We start from the raw sequence: 15,984 nt of genomic DNA on the forward strand, positions 1-15,984 counted from the left end.
TCTCCCGTCATGACGAACCTCCGGTCACGGCCTTCTCCTCGAACAGGGCACGCACGGCCTCGTCGTCGAGGCCGAGCACGTCGGTGAGCACCGTGGCGGTGTCGGCGGCGATCCCGCCGGCCGGACGGCCGGGACGGACCTCGGCGTCGCGGAAGCGGAACGGGGCCACCGGCAGCAGCACCTCGCCGTGACCGGGCTGGTCGACCGGCGCGAGGGTGCCGCGGGCGACGAGGTGCGGATCGTCGAGGTTCTCGCGGACCCCGCGCACCCGCGCCGCCGAGAGCCCGTGGGCGGTGAGGTGCTCGACGAGCGCGTCGGCGGTCGGCCAGCCCGACGCCCAGGCCTCGATGCGGTCGTAGAGCGGGCCGGGATCGGCGACGCGCGCGGCCACCGTCGGGTAGGCCTCGAGCAGGTCCGGCGCGTCCATCGCCAGCGTCAGCCGCTCGAAGAACACGTCCCCGCTCATGCCGTAGGCGAGGTGGCTGCCGTCGGCCGCGGTGGCCACCCCGGAGGGCACGCTGGTGGTGTGGCGGGTGCCGTAGCGCCCCCGCACCGCCTCGCCGCCGGTGAACGCCCCCGCCGCGGGCTGCTGGTCGATCATCGCGAACAGCGAGTCGAACGCGGAGACGTCGACGTGCGTGCCGGTGCCGGTGCGCTCGCGGCGGTACAGCGCGGCGCCGATCGCGGCGAGCCCGTGCACCGCGGAGTTGACGTCGGCGAGCGCGGTCCCGAAGTGCATCGGCCGACCGCCCTCCTCGCCGGTCAGCGACATCAGCCCGGAGTACGCCTCGGCGACCAGGCCGAAGCCGGACAGGTGCGAGTAGGGGCCCTCGGCGCCGAACGTGGAGAGCGAGCACAGGATCGTCGTGGCGTCCCGCGCGTGGAGCACGTCCCAGCCGAGCCCGAGCCGGTCGAGCGCGCCCGGGGAGAAGTTCTCGACGACGACGTCGGCCCAGTCCGCGAGCCGCAGCGCGAGCTCGCGGCCGCGCTCGTGCTTGAGGTCCAGGCCGATCGAGCGCTTGCCGGTGTTGTACTGCACGTAGGCGCTCGAGAGGTGGTCCTCCGGCGGCCCGACCGGCACCGGCAGCGCCCGCATCAGGTCTCCGGACGGCTGCTCGACGCGGACCACGTCGGCGCCCATGTCGGCGAGCATCCGCGTGCAGAACGGCCCCGCGATGACGTGGCTGAGGTCGAACACCCGCAGCCCGGCGTAGGGACCGGCCATGGTCACCCCCACCTCCGTCGGTGCCGCCTGAACGAGCGTTCAGCGCAAGTTATGCCTGTCGAGCTGCGGTGACAACCCCCGCTTGAACAACCGTTCAGCGGCGGGCAGAGTGTGCTGCCGTGACCGGAGCCGTGCGCGGGAGGACCGACCTCCCGCCGACGACGCTCGTCCTGCCCGGGGACGACCCGGTGGCGGCGACGCTGCTCGCCGCCGCCGTCGAGGTGATGGCGGCGCAGGGCTACCACGGCACGTCCGTCCGCGAGATCGCCGCGGCGGCGGGCACCAGCCCCGGGCTGCTCTACCAGTACTTCGCCTCGAAGGCGGCGCTGCTCGAGACGATGCTCGACCGCGGGATGGACGTCCTGATCGCCGCCACCGAGGAGGCGCTCGACGCGGCCGGGGACGACCCGGCGGCCCGGCTGCGCGCGGTGGTCGGGGCACACGTGCGGGTCCACCTCGACTCGCAGCGCGAGAGCCTGCTCGGCAACAGCGAGCTCCGGTCGCTCGCCGGCGGGGCCCGCTCGGGCGTGGTCGCCAAGCGCGACGTCCAGCAGCGCACCTTCGAGCGGGTGGTGCGCGACGGCGTGCGGCGCGGCGCCTTCGCCACCGAGCACCCCCGCGAGGCCGCACGGGCCATCACCACCGCGTGCACCGCGGTCGCGGCCTGGTTCCGGCCCGGCGGGGAGCTCGACGCCGAGGAGATCGTCGCGCGCTACCAGGACGTCGCGCTGGACACCGTGCGGTGGTCCCCGTGACGGCGGAGCTGGCCGCCGCCCTCGAGCACGTCCTGCGCGCCGGCCCAGTCACCGGCCTGCGGCGGCTCACCGCGGGCGCGAGCCGGGAGACGTGGGTGTTCGACGCCGGCGACGTCCCGCTGGTGCTGCGCCGCGACCCGCCGGCGCGTCAGGACCCCGCGGTGATGGCCCGCGAGGCGGCGTGCCTGCGCGCCGCGGCCGCGCACGGGGTCCCGGTGCCCGGGCTGCGCGGCGCGGGCGACGGCACCGACGGTGTCGGCAGCCCCTACCTGGTGATGGACCGCGTCGCGGGGGAGACGCTCGCGCCCCGGCTGCTGCGCGAGGACCGCTACGCCGCGGCCCGGCGCGGGCTGCCCCGTGAGCTCGGCCGGGTCCTCGCACGGATCCACGCCGTCCCGGTCGCCGCCGTCCCCGGCCTCGTGGCGACCGACCGGCTCGCCGAGCTGCGCGCGACCCACGACGGCTTCGGCGAGGCGCGGCCCGCCGTCGAGCTGGCGCTGCGGTGGCTCGCCGACCACCGGCCCGACCCGGTCGGGACGACGCTGGTGCACGGCGATTTCCGCAACGGCAACCTCGTCGTCGGGACCGACGGGCTGCGGGCGGTGCTCGACTGGGAGCTCGCCCGGGCCGGCGATCCCCGCGAGGACCTCGGCTGGCTCTGCGCGAAGGTCTGGCGGTTCGGCGCCGCGGCACCCGTCGGCGGGTTCGGGCCCCGCGAGGAGCTGTTCGACGGCTACGCCGAGGTCGCGGGCGCGCGGCCCGACCCCGTCGCCGTGCACTGGTGGGAGGTGTTCGCCGCCGTGCACTGGGCGGTCATCTGCCGGGTGCAGGCCCAGCGGCACCTGTCCGGCGGCGAGGAGTCGGTGGAGCTCGCGGTCCTCGGCCGGCGCGCGGCCGAGGCGGAGCACGACGCGCTGCTCGCACTCGGGCTCACCGAGGCGGTCCCCGTGCCCGACCCGCTCGCGTCGGACCTCGGGCCGGCGGCCGACGTGCTGGCCGAGCGCCCCACCGCCGACGAGCTGCTCGCCGCCGTGACGACGTTCCTGCGCACCGAGGCCGGCGGCGACGAGCGCACCCGCTACCTCGCGAGGGTCGCGGCCACGGCGGTGGCCGCGGTCCGCCGCGAGCTGCGCGTGGGGGAGACCGAGCGGGCGGCGCACGCCGCGCGCCTGGCCGCGCTGGGGTGCCGCGACGACGCCGAGCTCGCCGCGGGCCTGCGCGACGGCACGCTCGACGCCGGGGCGCCCGCCGTCGTCGAGGCGGTGCGGGCCGCGACGACGGCCCGGGTGACGATGAGCAATCCCCGCTACCTCGCGGCGCCGCCGTGAGGACCGACCGGACAGCCAGGAGGACCACGTGCGTGCGGTACAGGTGACGCGACCGGACGGACCCGGGGCCCTCGAGGTCACCGAGGTCGACGAGCCGGTGCGCGGTGACGACGACGTCCTCGTCGAGGTGCACGCCGTCGGGATCAACTTCCCCGACGTCCTGCTCACCCGCGGCGCCTACCAGTACAAGCCGGAGATGCCGTTCGTGCTCGGCGGCGAGGTCGGCGGTGTCGTGCTCTCCGCGCCCGCGGGCTCGTCGTTCTCCCCGGGCGACCGGGTCGCGGCCACCAGCACGATCGGGGGGCTCGCGGAGCGGGTCACCGCGGCGGAGACGCTCACCTTCCCGCTGCCCGACGCGGTCGACCTCGACGCGGCCGCCTGCCTGCCGATGAACTACCTGACGATGTCGTTCGGCCTCGTCACCCGCGGCGGGTTGCAGGCCGGGGAGACCGTGCTCGTCCACGGCGCCGCCGGCGGGATCGGCACCGCGACGATCCAGCTCGCGGTCGCGCTCGGCGCGCGGGTCATCGCGGTCGCGTCGTCGCCGGACAAGCAGGACCTCGCCCGCCGCGCCGGGGCCCACGAGACCGTGCCCGCCGACGGGTTCAAGGACGCCGTCGCCGAGCTGACCGGCGGGAAGGGCGTCGACGTCGTCGTCGACCCGGTGGGCGGCGACCGGTTCACCGACTCGCTGCGCAGCCTCGCGCCCCTCGGCCGGCTGCTCGTCATCGGCTTCACCGCGGGCGAGATCCCGACGGTGAAGGTGAACCGGCTGCTGCTGAACAACCTCGACGTCCGCGGGGTCGGGTGGGGCGCCTACGCGCTCCCGCGGCCCGGGTACGCGCGGGCGGAGTGGGACCGGCTGTGGCCGATGCTGTCCTCGGGCGCGCTGGCACCGCCGGTCAGCGCCCGCCGCCCCCTCTCCGAGGCCGGGGCGGCCGTCGCGCTGCTCGAGGACCGTCAGGTGCTCGGCCGGGTGGTGGTGACGCCGCGCTGAGCCGGGTTGTCGGTCGCGGCCCGGGGGAATCCCCAGGTCATGTCGGTGTCGCGACGGGTCGACCGCTTCCAGCGGGAGCACCGCTGGGCCGGGTTCCCGCTGGCGGTCGTCTACAAGTTCGTGGACGACCTCGGCAGCTACCAGGCGGCCCTGCTCACCTACTACGCGTTCGTGTCGCTGTTCCCCCTGCTGCTGCTGGCCGTCACGGTCCTCGGGTACCTGCTCGCGGGTGACCCGGCCGCGCAGCAGGCGGTGCTCGGCTCGGCCCTGCGCAACTTCCCGGTCGTCGGTCAGGAGATCGGCGACAACGTCCACGCGCTGCACGGCAACGCGTGGGGCCTGGTGTTCGGCATCGCGGTGAGCGTCTACGGCGGGCTGGGCGTCACGCAGGCCGCCGTCACCACCATGTGCCAGGTGTGGGCGATCCCCGTCGCGGAGCGCCCGGCGCTGCCGGTCGCCTACGGACGCGGTGCCGCGGTGCTGGTCGTCGTCGGCGGCGGCGTCCTGCTGACGACGGCGCTCTCGGGTCTCACCACCGCGGTGGGCGCCTCGGTGCCCGGATGGGCCGCGGGCGCGGTCGGGCGGACGGTGCCGGTGCTCGTCGCCGTCGTCATCAACACCGGGCTCTTCCTCGCCGGCTACCGGCTGCTGACCCCGCGGCGGCTCACCCCGCGCCGGCTCCTGCCCGGTGCCGTCGTCGCGGCCGTGGCGTGGCAGGCGCTGCAGCTCGTGGGCACGTACCTGATCGGGCACCAGCTGCAGGGGTCGAGCGCGAGCTACGGGCTCTTCGGGATCGTGCTCGGGCTGCTGTTCTGGCTCTACCTCGGCGCCGTGATCTTCCTCGTGGGGGCGCAGATCAACGCCGTCCGCGTGCTGCGGCTCGCGCCGCGCAGCCTGCTCTCCATCGCCTTCCCCGACGACCGCGCCGTCACCCGGGCCGACCGCCGCGCCTATCGCGCCTACGCCGCGAGCCAGCGTCGCAAGACGTTCCAGACGGTGGCCGTCGACTTCCACCCCGACCGGGCGACCGGGCCCGGCCCCGGGACGGACACCGGCCAGATGTCGTTCGAGGAACTGCTGGGCGAACGGGACGCGGAGCGGCGCCGGACGCGCCGGCACCCGCGGTGGCTCCCGCACCGTCCGTCAGCGGCGACGCCACCGACGCGCCAGGACTCCTGACCTGGTGGTGCGGGCGGGCCGGTCCTGCGACCGGCGGACCCACTCGGGCATCCGGGCGGCCACGACGCCCTCGACCTCGTCGACCCGCGTCCGCAGCAGCGCCCCGGCCGCGCCGGGCTCGGTGCCGAGCAGGCGGGCGAGCGTGCGCGGCGGGACCTCGGAGCGCAGCACCGGGACGCCGTAGCGCCGGGACAGGACGGCGCGCTGCTCGGTCGGGATGACCGGTCCGGTGACGAGGAAGCGGGGGTAGCCGTGCGAGGCCCGCCACCCGCGCGTGCCTTCGACGACCTGCCCCCACAGCGCGACCGCGCCGAGCACCTCGTGGTCGGACGGTCCCCACTCCAGCACCCGCGGGTCGGCCACCGCGTAGAGGCCGCAGCCGCAGCGGTCGCCGGGCGGTGAGTGGTCCCGCGACCCGCACGAGGCGACCAGGGGACGACGCGCAGGCCACGCCGACCCCGCGAGCGGGGCGATCAGCTCGGCACGGCGCTGCGCGCGCCGCCCGATGCGCCAGGTCCGCCAGCCGAGCACCGCGTCGGGGACGTCCGGGACGGTCGCGCCCTCACGGCGCGGTGCCGCCGGTGGGAGGGGGAGCGTCACGCGTGGTCGGAACGCGCGATCTCGACGGTGTCCCGCTCGGTCGCCGGGGTCCGCGGGGCCCGCTCGGCGGCCGTGGGCTCGTGCGTCGGGGCGGCGTCGCCCGGTACGGGCGAGGTGGCCGGTTCCGCGGTGAAGCGGCGGCGGACGGGACCGATCTGCATGGGAGTCACGCTGCCACCCCAGAGGTCGCGGGACCAGGGTCCGGACGGGCCCCGGCGGCGCGGAGCGCCGGGCGGTCCGGGGGCGCCCGGCGTCGTCTCAGCTGGCGGAATCGGTGACCGAGTCGACGAGGAGCGCGGTCCGGACGGGGACGCCGTCGATCTCGCGGGGCAGGTACCGGGCGTCGGGGTCCGCGGTCGCGATGACGAGCGCGTCGACGGCCGGGTGGGCGGCGTAGCGGCGCAGCCGCTCGGCGAGCGCGGCGGTGACCCCGCCCGGCGCCAGGACGACCCCGACCGACGCCTCGACGCGCGGGAACGGCTCGGCGACGAGCAGCGACAGGCGCTCCCCGCCGTCGAGGGAGAAGTTCGTGAGCGTGACCAGCCCCGCGCCGGCCAGCAGCAGGGCGATCATCCCGAGGACCGAGGCGGAGTCGAGGTGGGTGAATGCCGCGCCCTCGATGAGTTCGACGACCCGCTGGGCCAGTGGTTCCGCGTACATCCGTGCGCCACCACCCTCCACCTGCCGGGACGCGTCCGCCCCGGATCGTCACGCCGTCACTCATTGTGCGTCGAGAAACCCCTGTGGGGGACCGCCTGTCGGTGGAACGTGGCCGCCGGACCTACCCGCCGGAGGTGAGCGCGACGGCCACCTCACCGCCGAGCGCGACGTTGCCGCGGTAGACGGCGAGGTTCACCTCGAGGCTGCGGCCCGCCGTCGAGCGCCGCATCCGTTCGAGGAGGAACGGGGTCGTGGCCTGGCCGGTGACGCCCTCGGTCCCGGCGTCGCCGAGCGCCTCCTCGAGCACCCGGTCGTGCTCGGCGACGTCGAGCTGTGCGTCGGCGTCGACGGGGTTGGCCAGCAGGACGGCGCTGCGCAGCCCCAGCGCGTCGCGGGCCCGGACGACGGCGGCGGCCTCGGCGGGGGTCTCGACGCGGGCGGGCACGCCGAAGCCGGAGTCGCGGACGTAGAACCCGGGGAAGGCGTCGGTGCCGTAGCCGAGCACGGTGACGTTGAGCGTCTCGAGCCGTTCGAGGGTCGCGCCGACGTCGAGGATCGACTTCACGCCGGCGGAGACGACGAGGACCGGCAGCGCGGAGAGCGCGACGAGGTCGGCGGACTCGTCGAACGTCGTCGCGGCGCCGCGGTGTACCCCGCCGAGGCCGCCCGTGGCGAACACGCCGATGCCGGCCCGGACGGCGAGGAACGCGGTGGCGGCGACGGTGGTGCCGCCGTGGCCGCCGTGGCCGCCGTGGCCGCCGCGGGCGAGAGCCACCGGGAGGTCGCGGATGCTGACCTTGGCGACGTCGGGTGTGGTGCTCAGGCGCTCCAGCTCGGGGTCGGTGAGCCCGACCGTGGGGCGGCCGTCGACGACGCCGATCGTGGCGGGGACGACGCCCCGGCTCCGCAGCAGCGCCTCGGCCTCGCGGGCCACCTCGAGGTTGCGGGGCCGGGGGAGACCGTGGGTCAGGATCGTCGACTCGAGCGCGACGACGGGCCGGCCGTCCGCGACGGCCGCGCGGATCTCCTCGGACACGCTCACGGGCGGTGTCACGCGTTCCTCCCCTCCACCGGAATCGTCCCGGGAAACGGCGCGGAAATGCCGGTCGCCGCTCGTCTCCCGATTCCCCCGGAAACGCGTGCGCTCCGCTCGCTCATCGTCGGCAACCTATCTCCTGGTGCGGTCCACCGTCGGGTCGACCGAGGCCGCCACGATCGTTCTCCGGGAGCGGATCCGAGGTCCCCGCGTCCGCTCACCGGAAGAAGATCGTGGCCGCGGCCTGCACCACGCACCGATCGGCCCGGGACGCGGCCGGGGGATCGATCGCGCGGACCGGAGGATGCGCCGCCGACGCCGGGCATCGGGGCGCAGGTGAGACCCGATCCGCCGGTTTCTCCATCAATCACGAATCGGTAACGCACGCGGGATTCCGTGCGATATACGGAGGGAAGAGCGGGCCGCCCTCGCCAGGGGCATGCCCGTCATCGTCGATCTGTTCGGAGGCTCGCGATGAGCCGGCCAACCCTCGCCGCGCCCGCGCCCGCCGTCCGCGGCGGCGCTCCCGACCCGGGTCGCGCCGTGCGGCGGCTGGTGATCACCTCGGTCACGCTGGCCGGGGTCGTCTACCTGCTGGGCTGGGTCGGACCCGAGCCGGAGGTCTTCCGCGTCGCCAACGTGCTCGGCCTGGTCACCGCGGTGTGCGCGCTCGGGCTGGAGAGCGGGGCGTTCCTCGTGGCGGCGGGGGTGGCGTCGAGCGTGGCGGTGGCCGTGGGCCTGGCCGGCCTGTCCCGGCTCGACGGACCCGGCATCCTCGCGGTGATGTGCTCGGTGCCCGCGGCCGCGGCGGTGGCCGGGGCGTGGTTCGCGCGCAGCGGACGCACCGGCTGGTTGCCGCCCACGCTGTTCCCGCCCGCGCGGCGCGCGGCGCCCGCACCCGGCTCGCGCCACCGGTAGACCGACCTGCCCGCGAGCACTCCGCACGTCACTTTCTGAGGAACTCCCGAGATGGACCACCCCCCGACCGAGCACGCCACCGAGCCCGCCGTCGAGCCCGACCTGCCGGGGAGCCCGGCCGCCGAGCGGCAGGGCTGCTGCTGCTCGGTGCTGCTCAACCGCCACACCCGCGACCACGACGGCTTCGTCGACCCGCGCTGCCCGCTGCACGGCTCGGCGGAGCACCGGTCGGAGCTGCCCTCGACGTCATGACGAAGACCGAACCGACCCTGCCCCGGACCTTCCGACCCGCTCCGGCCCCGGCGGTGCCGTCGCTGCGCGACGAGTTCCGCCTCGAGGTGGAGCAGCGGGCCCTCGACGCCGCCGCCGCAGCCGTGCTCCGGAGTGGCTGGCAGCAGGTGCGCCTGGCCGACCTCGCCCGCGAGACCGGGATCTCCCGCGCGACCCTGCACCGTCGCTTCGGCGGCAAGGACGGTCTCGCGGCCGCCCTGCTGACCCGCGAGGGGGAACGGGTGCTCCTGCGGATCGACGGGGTCCTCCACGACGCGCCCAGCTGGGAGTCCGGCCTCAGCGAGGCCCTCGACATCGCCCTGCGCGCCCGGGACGACCACCCCCTCCTGGCGGCCGTGCTCGACGGCCGGCACGGCGACACCACGCTCCTGCCGTTCCTGATCGCCCACGGCCCGATCGTCGCCGACGCCCGCACCCTGCTCGCGGCGTTCCTGCGGGTGCACCGGCCGAAGCTCACCGCCCGCTACCTCGAGGACGTCGCCGACACCCTCGTGCGCGCGGCGATGAGCCACCTCGTGGCGCCGGACGCGGACGACGCCGCCCGCGAGCGGCTGCACCGGCTCGCGGGCCACCTCCTCACCCACCCGCCGAGCGGGGCGATCCGGTCCTAGTACTCGGTCACCCGCACGAGCAGGGAGCCTGTCCCGGCGCCGCTCACGGTCCACGGGGCGGGCCGGCGCGGACACGGTCCTGCGCCCACGCGGCGATGAGGTCGTGCGTGACACGCAGGCCGGGCGCACCGTCGACGGCGTCGAAGGCGTGCCCGACGCCGGGCACCACGACGAGGCTCGCGTCCACCCCGACACCGCGGGCGGCGGTCACGAACCGCGTCAGGCCGTCCCGTGGCACCAGGCGGTCCGCCCCGGCGGCCACCACCAGCGTCGGCGGCGCGAGCGGGCTCAGCGCGGACACTCCCGACACGGCCCGGTAGCGGTCCGGGACCTGGGCCGGGCTGCCGCCGGTGTAGAGGGTCTTGAAGGCGCGGGCATCGGCCCGCGGCAGGCCGTGCTCGTAGCCGTCGACGGGGTCGAGGGCGGGGTACTCGGCCGCGATCGCGCGGGGAACGGGCACCGGGCCACCGCACGCCGAGGGCTGGGTCCCGGTCGCGGCCCGGTACCCGACCGACACCGCCAGCTGCCCTCCCGCCGAGCCGCCGGCGAGGACGATGCGTCCCGGGTCACCGCCGAGCGCCGGGGCGTCCTCGGCCAGCCGACCCAGGGCACAGGCGACCTGCGGGCCGGCCCGGTCCCAGGTCGGGTGGCCGGGGCGGGCGAGCCCGTACTCGACGCTGACCACCAGCCAGCCCGCGCGGGCCCAGCGGCGCAGGTCGGCGGGGCGGTCGAGGTCGCCGCCGGTGATCCACCCGCCGCCGTGGACCCAGACGAGGATCGGTGCGGGGCGCCGCACGTCCCGCGGGAACCACAGCGACGCGTGCAGCGGCCCGTCGTCGGTGGTGAGGAAGACGGTGCGGATGTCGGGCGCCGCCGTCGGGTCGCGGATCAGCTCGGGAGTGCGCGGCACGGCGACCGACCGCCCGCCGAGGGGCTCGTCGGGGGCCGAGGCCCCGGCGAGCAGCGCGGTGGCGATCAGGAGCACCGCCACGAGCGGGATCGTCGTGGCGTGGGCCGCGAGCACCCGTCGTCGTCCCGGACGGGTGCGCACCACGAGGCCATGATGCCCGGGCCGCCGCGGTACTACGAGGACACGGCGGCCGAGGGGGCGTCGGGATCGGTGAGGTCCTCGCCGCGGCCCCCGGCCGGTCCCGCGTTGTCCTCGGCGAGGTCGCCGTACCGGGTGAGGAAGAGGGTGCCGCCGATCGCGACGGCGAAGCCGGCCAGCGCCAGGGGCCCGAGCCCGGGGCGCGTGTGGTCGCCGAGGGCCACGAGTCCGACGACCGCGGGGAAGATCGTCTGCCCGAGGATGGTGCCGGCCGACGCCGCGACGACCGACTCCCGCTGCAGCGCCGTGTTGAGGAACAGCAGGGCGCACAGCCCGGCGGCGGGCATCGCCCACAGCGTCGGCTGGCCGACGAGCAGCGCGGGGGTGAAGCCCGGGAGCACCCGGCTGCACAGGTTGACCAGCCCGAACGCGAAGCCGGCGAGCAGCCCGAGCCCCAGCGCGCTGTAGCGGCCCGGCAGCCGCGCGGCCCCCACTCCGAGCAGCACGAGCGCGCCGACGGCTCCGAGCAGCCCGAAGTGCAGGGCCGAGGTGCCGCGGTCGGGGCTCTGGGGCGCCGCGGACAGCCCGAGCGCGGCGAGGCCGAGGCAGACGCCGACGACCGCGCCGATCTCGGTGCGGCGCAGCCGGGTCCCGAGGATCCGCCACGCCACGAGCGCGGTGACGGCGAGGTTGGCGGCGACCACGGCCTGCACCAGGAACACGGGCAGGACCCGCAGCGCGACCGTGGCGGCCGCGAAGGAGCACAGGTCCAGGCCGATGCCGGCGATGAAGCGCCACTGCCGGAACAGGTCGATGACCAGGCCGGGCCGCAGTCCCCGGCCGGTGTCGGGGATCGATCTCGCGGCAAGGGCCTGCAGCACGGCCGCGCAGCCCGCGCAGACGGACCCGACCAGGACCACCAGCAGGCCCCACCACATGCGGCATCACTTCCCCGAGGACGCCGGCGCGTCCCGCTGGTGCTTCTCCTCGGCCGAGCGGCGCCGGACGGCGTCACCACGACGATGAGCCGATTCCGTGGCCCACGCCACCCGGGCCACGAATCTTCTGTCGGTTCAGACCGCGACGAGGGCCTTCCGGACGAGGCTCTCGCCGGCGGCCACGACGGCGTCCTCCGGGCGGCGGGGCTCCCAACCCAGCACCGCGCTCGCCGTCTCGTGGGAGACCTTCTTGACCTGGCCGAGCTCGGCCGCCACGGACCGGAGCTCCTGCGAGAACAGCGCGCCGGCGCGCACCACGATGTTCGGGATGCGGCGCGTCGGGACCTTGTCCGCGGCCGCCCCGAGGTTCTCCCGGAGCAGCGCGCCGATGTGCCTCATCGCCATGGCGGGTCCGCTCGCGAGCAGGAACCGCCGGCCGGCCGCGCCGTCGGTCGACATCGCCAGCACGTGTGCGCTCGCCACGTCGCGGACGTCGACGATCGGGATGGACATGTCCGGGTAGCCGGGGAGCCGGCCCTGCAGGATGCGTTGCACGAGGTGGTTGGAGCCCGACACGTCGCGGCCCAGCACCGGGCCCATGACGGCCACGGGGAGCATCGTCGTGAGCTCGGTCGAGCCGCCCTCGTCCCGGACGAAGTCCCAGGCGGCCCGCTCGGCCAGCGTCTTGCTCCGGCCGTAGGCATCCATGCCCGGCCCATCGAGGACGGACCAGTCGTCCTCGGTGAAGACGTGGTCGGTGTGTGGGTGCCCGAAGCCGACGGCGTGGAACGCCGAGGTGAGCACCACCCGCCGGACGCCCTCGTCCCGCGCTGCGCGCAGGACGCGCAGGGTCCCGTCACGGGCGGGGACGACGAGATCGTCGTCGTCCTCGACGTGTCCGGGCCGGACCGGGGAGGCCACGTGGAGGACCACGTCGCAGTCCCGGACGGCGTCCGGCCACCCGTCGTCGGAGGTGAGGTCGGCGGCGACGAAGGTCAGCGCGTCGCCGTGCACCATGCCCGCGTCGGCGAGCACGGCGCGCACCGCCGCCTCCTTGTCCAGCGAGCGGAGGGTGGCCCGGACGCGGTGGCCGTCCTCGAGGAGCTGGAGGATGCAGTGGCCGGCGATGAAGCCGGACCCGCCGGTGACGAGTACCTGCTGGGTGGTCACGGAGCCTTCCGATCGGCGTGGGGGCAGGGGGACACCGCCATCGTCGGCGGGCGCCGATCCGGCAGCCAGGGAGCGTCGGCCCTCCCCTCGGTCAGGCGTTGCGTCGGAAGCTGATGGCCAGCAGGGTCGGCCGATCGGCGGGGGAGGAGGCCCCGCAGCCGGGCTGGTCGCCGTGTCCCGACGAGCACGAGCCGCAGCCGCCGGAGGCGCACGCACCGCCGAGGTCGTCGACGGTGAGCCGGCCCTTGCGCACCCAGTGGTCCACCATCGCCGAGACCTCGTCGCGGGAGACCCCGACCCGCTCGGCGAGCTGGGTGAGGCTGGCCGCCCGACCCTCCCGGACCTCGGTGAGGACCTGGCGCAGGGGGCTCGGCGCCCGCTCGGTCCCGGTCACGTCAGCAGCACCCCGACCTGGAACACCGCGACCGCCAGGACCCACGCGACGAGGAGCTGCATCGCGATGCCGGCGAGCGTCGCGCGGGTGCCGATCTCGGCGCGCTGGGCCGCGACCGTGGTCATGCACGGGGTGTAGGCCAGGAGGAAGATCATGAACGCGAGCACCGCGGCGACGGTGTGCCCCCCGGACGTCCGCTCGAAGGTGGCGTGCAGGGCGGTGCCCAGCGCACCCGCCTGGTGCACGTCCGACGGTTCCTCGGCCGAGTAGGTCTGCGCGGTCGTCGCGACCACGGCCTCCTTGGCGACGAAGCCGGTCACGAGGGCCGCCGAGGCGTGCCAGTCGTCGAAGCCGGCCGGGGCGAACACCGGGGCGACGGCCCGGGAGACGCCGCCGAACACGCTCTCCGCGGGCGCCACGTGCCCGAACGACGCCGGCTCCGACGGCGCGGCCGCGGCACCCGGCATCGGGATGGAGGAGAGCAGCCACACCGCGGTCACGGTCGCGACGATGATCCCGCTCGCGGTGCGCAGGAAGGCGCGCAGCTTCTGCCACGTCTGCACGCCCATGACGCGCAGCGTGGGCCGGCGGTAGGGAGGGAGCTCGAGCAGCAGCGGGTCGTCGGCGAGATCCCGGAACGCGACGCGGCGCAGCACCCAGCCCATGCCGACGACCAGCACGATCGAGAGCACGTACATCAGGAACACCATCGTGCCGGCCTGGTCGCCGAAGAAGATCCCGGCCAGCAGGACGTACACGGTGAGTCGGGCACTGCAGGAGACGAAGGGGATGAGCAGTCCGAGCAGGAGGCGCTGCCGGGGGTTGCGGAGGATGCGGGTCCCGGCGAGCGCGGGCACGTTGCACCCGAACCCGACGATGATGGGCAGGAAGGCCTTGCCGGGGAGGCCGATGACGCGCATCAGCCGGTCCACCACGAATGCGGCCCGCGCCATGTAGCCGGAGTCCTCGAGCACCGCCAGCAGCACGAACATGATCGCCATCAAGGGCGCGAAGCTCAGCAGCTGCCCCACCCCGGAGACCAGGCCGTCCTGCACGAGCCCGGAGAGCCACTCCGGGGCGGACACGACGCCGAGCACCCATCCGAAGCCGTCGGACACGGGCCCGTCGAACAGGCCCTGCACTGCGTCCTGCAGGGGAGCGGCCACCGTCGTGGTGGCCTCGAAGACGCCCCACATGACGGCGAGGAAGATCGGCAGGCCGAACCACCGCGACGTCAGCACCCGGTCGACGCGGTCGGACCACGTGGTGCGGGAGCCGCGCCGGGTGACGACCTCCCCGAGCACGTCGTGCGCCCAGGCGTAGCGCGCCTCGGCGACCCGCAGCTCGACCTCGTCCGCCGCGTCCTCGTCCGCCCCCGCCTCGTCCGCCCCCGCCTCGTCGGCCCTCGCCTCGTCGGCCCCCGCCTCGTCGCCCCCGGCCTCGTCGGCGAGGAGGTCGGCGGCGCGCCGGCGGGCGACGGCGACGGCCTCGTCGGGACCGTCCCCACCGCCCTCGAGCAGCGCGAGCGCCCGCCACCGCGCGGCCGGGTCGTCGGGTCCGGCGGCGACGAGGGCCGCCGAGACCGCGGACACCGCGTCCTCGAGGTCGGACCCCAGGGCGGCCGGGGTGACCGGCGTCGGCGCGGAGAGGGCGCGGCCCACCACGACGGCGAGCTCGTCGATGCCCTGACCGCTCCGGGGGACCACGGGCACCACCGGGACGCCGAGCGCGTCGGCGAGGGCCCCGGTGTCGAGGTCGAGGCCCCGCGAGCGGGCGACGTCGACCATCGTCAGCGCGACCACCGTGGGGATCCCGGTGTCGGCCAGCTGGGCGGTGAGGTACAGGTTGCGGGTGAGGTTGGAGGCGTCGAGGGCGACGACGACGAGGTCGGGGCGCTCGCCCGGGGCCGCGTCGACCAGGAGCTCGCGGGTCAGCTCCTCGTCCGGTGAGTCGGGGACGAGGCTGTAGGTCCCCGGCAGGTCGACCACCCCGACGTCGGCCTCGCCCGGGCGGCGCCACGTGCCCCGGGCGACCGACACCGTCTTGCCGGGCCAGTTGCCCACGTGCTGGCGGGCCCCGGTGAGGGCGTTGAACAGCGTCGACTTCCCGACGTTGGGGTTGCCGACGAGGACGACCCGGGCCGCACCCGCCTGCGTGGGCGCGTCGTCGGCGCCGTCGGTGCAGCACGGCTTCTCGAGCAGCACCGGAGCGAGGCGGCGGCCGGTGAGGAGACCCTCAGCCACGTGTCGCCTCCTGCACGCGCAGCTCCCGCGCGCCCGCGGCGTCCACGGCCACCCGGGTGTCGGCGTTGACCGCCAGCACCAACCCGCCGACGCCGCCGCGTCCGAGCACCTCGATGGTGGCGCCGGGCACGAACCCGAGCTCGGCGAGCCGCCGCCGGCGCGCGCGGTCGGCCTCGACCCGGCGCAGGACCGACACCGAGCCGACGGGGCGATCACCCAGACTGAGTTCAGCGCCGGCGCTGACCGAGGACGTAGACATCGGCGCAGAGGTTAGCCTCGCCTTTCTCGAATGTTCAATGCCGGTCCGGAACATGTGCGGAACGTGTGGACGGGTGTCGCGGATTCGTCGACATTCCGGGCAAAGCGGCATCGAAGTGACGAATGCCGCACTGTGGGTTCACTCGCCGGAATGGCGGTCCGCCGAGTGTGCCCCGAGGGTCGGGACGACAGCCGTGGAGGTCCACCCGGTGCTCGCCGGACCCGTGTTCACCGACCACACATGATCGGGTCCCGACGATGTCCGCCCATGACGCTCCCCTCGCGAGGTGGTCCGCGGTCCCCGGCGTTGGCTGCTCCCGGACGCCGTGCCGG

Annotated in this window: 18 protein-coding genes; 7 read left to right on the forward strand and 11 right to left on the reverse strand. The window is 75.7% G+C overall.

All coding sequences use genetic code 11. From position 1 onward, the window contains the following. Window positions 1–7: 7 nt before the first annotated feature. Window positions 8–1,225, reverse strand: a complete 1,218-nt coding sequence (locus HH311_RS23405) for a CaiB/BaiF CoA-transferase family protein (RefSeq protein WP_169186095.1) — start codon at window positions 1,223–1,225, stop codon at window positions 8–10. Window positions 1,226–1,344: 119 nt separating this feature from the next. Between HH311_RS23405 and HH311_RS23410 the strand changes: the two genes are divergently transcribed. Genes HH311_RS23410 through HH311_RS23425 form a run of 4 tightly spaced genes read left to right on the forward strand, consistent with a single transcriptional unit; the run spans window position 1,345 to window position 5,484 of the window. Further along, a complete protein-coding gene (locus tag HH311_RS23410) occupies window positions 1,345–1,980 on the forward strand; it encodes a TetR family transcriptional regulator (RefSeq protein ID WP_169186096.1) in 636 nt (211 codons plus the stop codon). Next, window positions 1,977–3,308: a phosphotransferase gene (locus HH311_RS23415; protein ID WP_169186097.1), complete on the forward strand. Its 1,332-nt coding sequence runs from the start codon at window positions 1,977–1,979 to the stop codon at window positions 3,306–3,308. The genes HH311_RS23410 and HH311_RS23415 overlap by 4 nt, the downstream gene beginning before the upstream one ends. 28 nt (window positions 3,309–3,336) lie before the next feature. After that, complete coding sequence (locus HH311_RS23420; protein WP_169186098.1) at window positions 3,337–4,305, forward strand: NADPH:quinone oxidoreductase family protein; 969 nt, start codon at window positions 3,337–3,339, stop codon at window positions 4,303–4,305. Between the two features lie 45 nt (window positions 4,306–4,350). Continuing rightward, the gene (locus tag HH311_RS23425) at window positions 4,351–5,484 is read left to right on the forward strand and encodes a YihY/virulence factor BrkB family protein (RefSeq protein WP_169186099.1); all 1,134 of its coding nucleotides are present in this window, start codon (window positions 4,351–4,353) and stop codon (window positions 5,482–5,484) included. Here HH311_RS23425 and HH311_RS23430 read toward each other — a convergent pair. The 4 genes from HH311_RS23430 to HH311_RS23445 all read right to left on the reverse strand — a co-directional run bounded on the left by HH311_RS23430 (window position 5,449) and on the right by HH311_RS23445 (window position 7,798). Then, entirely contained in the window at window positions 5,449–6,084 is a 636-nt protein-coding gene (locus HH311_RS23430) for a hypothetical protein (RefSeq protein WP_169186100.1), read from the reverse strand. The two genes, HH311_RS23425 and HH311_RS23430, sit on opposite strands and share 36 nt — an antisense overlap. Further along, entirely contained in the window at window positions 6,081–6,245 is a 165-nt protein-coding gene (locus tag HH311_RS23435; protein ID WP_169186101.1) for a hypothetical protein, read from the reverse strand. The genes HH311_RS23430 and HH311_RS23435 overlap by 4 nt, the downstream gene beginning before the upstream one ends. A 97-nt stretch (window positions 6,246–6,342) precedes the next feature. Next, window positions 6,343–6,744 (reverse strand): hypothetical protein, encoded by a 402-nt coding sequence (locus HH311_RS23440; protein ID WP_169186102.1) that lies wholly within the window; start codon window positions 6,742–6,744, stop codon window positions 6,343–6,345. 121 nt (window positions 6,745–6,865) lie between these two features. After that, window positions 6,866–7,798 carry a pseudouridine-5'-phosphate glycosidase gene (locus HH311_RS23445; RefSeq protein WP_169186103.1) on the reverse strand — a complete coding sequence of 311 codons (933 nt, stop codon included), beginning with the start codon at window positions 7,796–7,798 and terminating at the stop codon, window positions 6,866–6,868. Between the two features lie 456 nt (window positions 7,799–8,254). Here HH311_RS23445 and HH311_RS23450 point away from each other — a divergent pair, with 456 nt between their 5' ends. From HH311_RS23450 to HH311_RS23460, 3 genes are read left to right on the forward strand one after another with little or no spacing between them, the layout of a single operon-like run. Continuing rightward, window positions 8,255–8,698: a hypothetical protein gene (locus tag HH311_RS23450; RefSeq protein WP_169186104.1), complete on the forward strand. Its 444-nt coding sequence runs from the start codon at window positions 8,255–8,257 to the stop codon at window positions 8,696–8,698. Window positions 8,699–8,749: 51 nt separating this feature from the next. Next, entirely contained in the window at window positions 8,750–8,950 is a 201-nt protein-coding gene (locus tag HH311_RS23455) for a hypothetical protein (protein WP_169186105.1), read from the forward strand. Beyond that, complete coding sequence (locus HH311_RS23460) at window positions 8,947–9,600, forward strand: TetR family transcriptional regulator (protein ID WP_169186106.1); 654 nt, start codon at window positions 8,947–8,949, stop codon at window positions 9,598–9,600. Before HH311_RS23455 ends, HH311_RS23460 begins: the two co-directional genes overlap by 4 nt. 43 nt (window positions 9,601–9,643) lie before the next feature. Here HH311_RS23460 and HH311_RS23465 read toward each other — a convergent pair whose 3' ends face one another. The 6 genes from HH311_RS23465 to HH311_RS23490 form a co-directional block, all read right to left on the reverse strand. Beyond that, window positions 9,644–10,654: an alpha/beta hydrolase gene (locus HH311_RS23465; protein ID WP_169186107.1), complete on the reverse strand. Its 1,011-nt coding sequence runs from the start codon at window positions 10,652–10,654 to the stop codon at window positions 9,644–9,646. A gap of 29 nt (window positions 10,655–10,683) precedes the next feature. Continuing rightward, on the reverse strand, window positions 10,684–11,586 hold the full coding sequence (locus tag HH311_RS23470) for a hypothetical protein (protein WP_169186108.1): 903 nt from the start codon (window positions 11,584–11,586) through the stop codon (window positions 10,684–10,686). Window positions 11,587–11,721: 135 nt separating this feature from the next. After that, a complete protein-coding gene (locus HH311_RS23475) occupies window positions 11,722–12,756 on the reverse strand; it encodes an aldehyde reductase (RefSeq protein ID WP_169186109.1) in 1,035 nt (344 codons plus the stop codon). A 91-nt stretch (window positions 12,757–12,847) separates the two neighbouring features. After that, on the reverse strand, window positions 12,848–13,150 hold the full coding sequence (locus tag HH311_RS23480; RefSeq protein WP_169186110.1) for a FeoC-like transcriptional regulator: 303 nt from the start codon (window positions 13,148–13,150) through the stop codon (window positions 12,848–12,850). Continuing rightward, a complete protein-coding gene (gene feoB / locus HH311_RS23485) occupies window positions 13,147–15,393 on the reverse strand; it encodes a ferrous iron transport protein B (protein WP_169186111.1) in 2,247 nt (748 codons plus the stop codon). Before feoB ends, HH311_RS23480 begins: the two co-directional genes overlap by 4 nt. Beyond that, the gene (locus HH311_RS23490; RefSeq protein ID WP_312030353.1) at window positions 15,386–15,763 is read right to left on the reverse strand and encodes a FeoA domain-containing protein; all 378 of its coding nucleotides are present in this window, start codon (window positions 15,761–15,763) and stop codon (window positions 15,386–15,388) included. The genes feoB and HH311_RS23490 overlap by 8 nt, the downstream gene beginning before the upstream one ends. Between the last annotated feature and the right edge of the window lie 221 nt (window positions 15,764–15,984).

The sequence above is a fragment of the Actinomycetospora sp. TBRC 11914 genome (genome assembly GCF_012933465.1).
In the GTDB taxonomy this organism is placed as follows: Bacteria; Actinomycetota; Actinomycetes; order Mycobacteriales; family Pseudonocardiaceae; genus Actinomycetospora.

Excerpts from the sequence above, each read along its gene's own strand:
- HH311_RS23490 (WP_312030353.1), bottom strand. The coding sequence starts at position 15,763 with ATGCCGCTTTGCCCGGAATGTCGACGAATCCGCGACACCCGTCCACAC.
- HH311_RS23440 (WP_169186102.1), bottom strand. The coding sequence starts at position 6,744 with ATGTACGCGGAACCACTGGCCCAGCGGGTCGTCGAACTCATCGAGGGC.
- HH311_RS23470 (WP_169186108.1), bottom strand. The coding sequence starts at position 11,586 with ATGTGGTGGGGCCTGCTGGTGGTCCTGGTCGGGTCCGTCTGCGCGGGC.
- HH311_RS23455 (WP_169186105.1), top strand. The coding sequence starts at position 8,750 with ATGGACCACCCCCCGACCGAGCACGCCACCGAGCCCGCCGTCGAGCCC.
- HH311_RS23435 (WP_169186101.1), bottom strand. The coding sequence starts at position 6,245 with ATGCAGATCGGTCCCGTCCGCCGCCGCTTCACCGCGGAACCGGCCACC.
- HH311_RS23450 (WP_169186104.1), top strand. The coding sequence starts at position 8,255 with ATGAGCCGGCCAACCCTCGCCGCGCCCGCGCCCGCCGTCCGCGGCGGC.
- HH311_RS23460 (WP_169186106.1), top strand. The coding sequence starts at position 8,947 with ATGACGAAGACCGAACCGACCCTGCCCCGGACCTTCCGACCCGCTCCG.
- HH311_RS23405 (WP_169186095.1), bottom strand. The coding sequence starts at position 1,225 with ATGGCCGGTCCCTACGCCGGGCTGCGGGTGTTCGACCTCAGCCACGTC.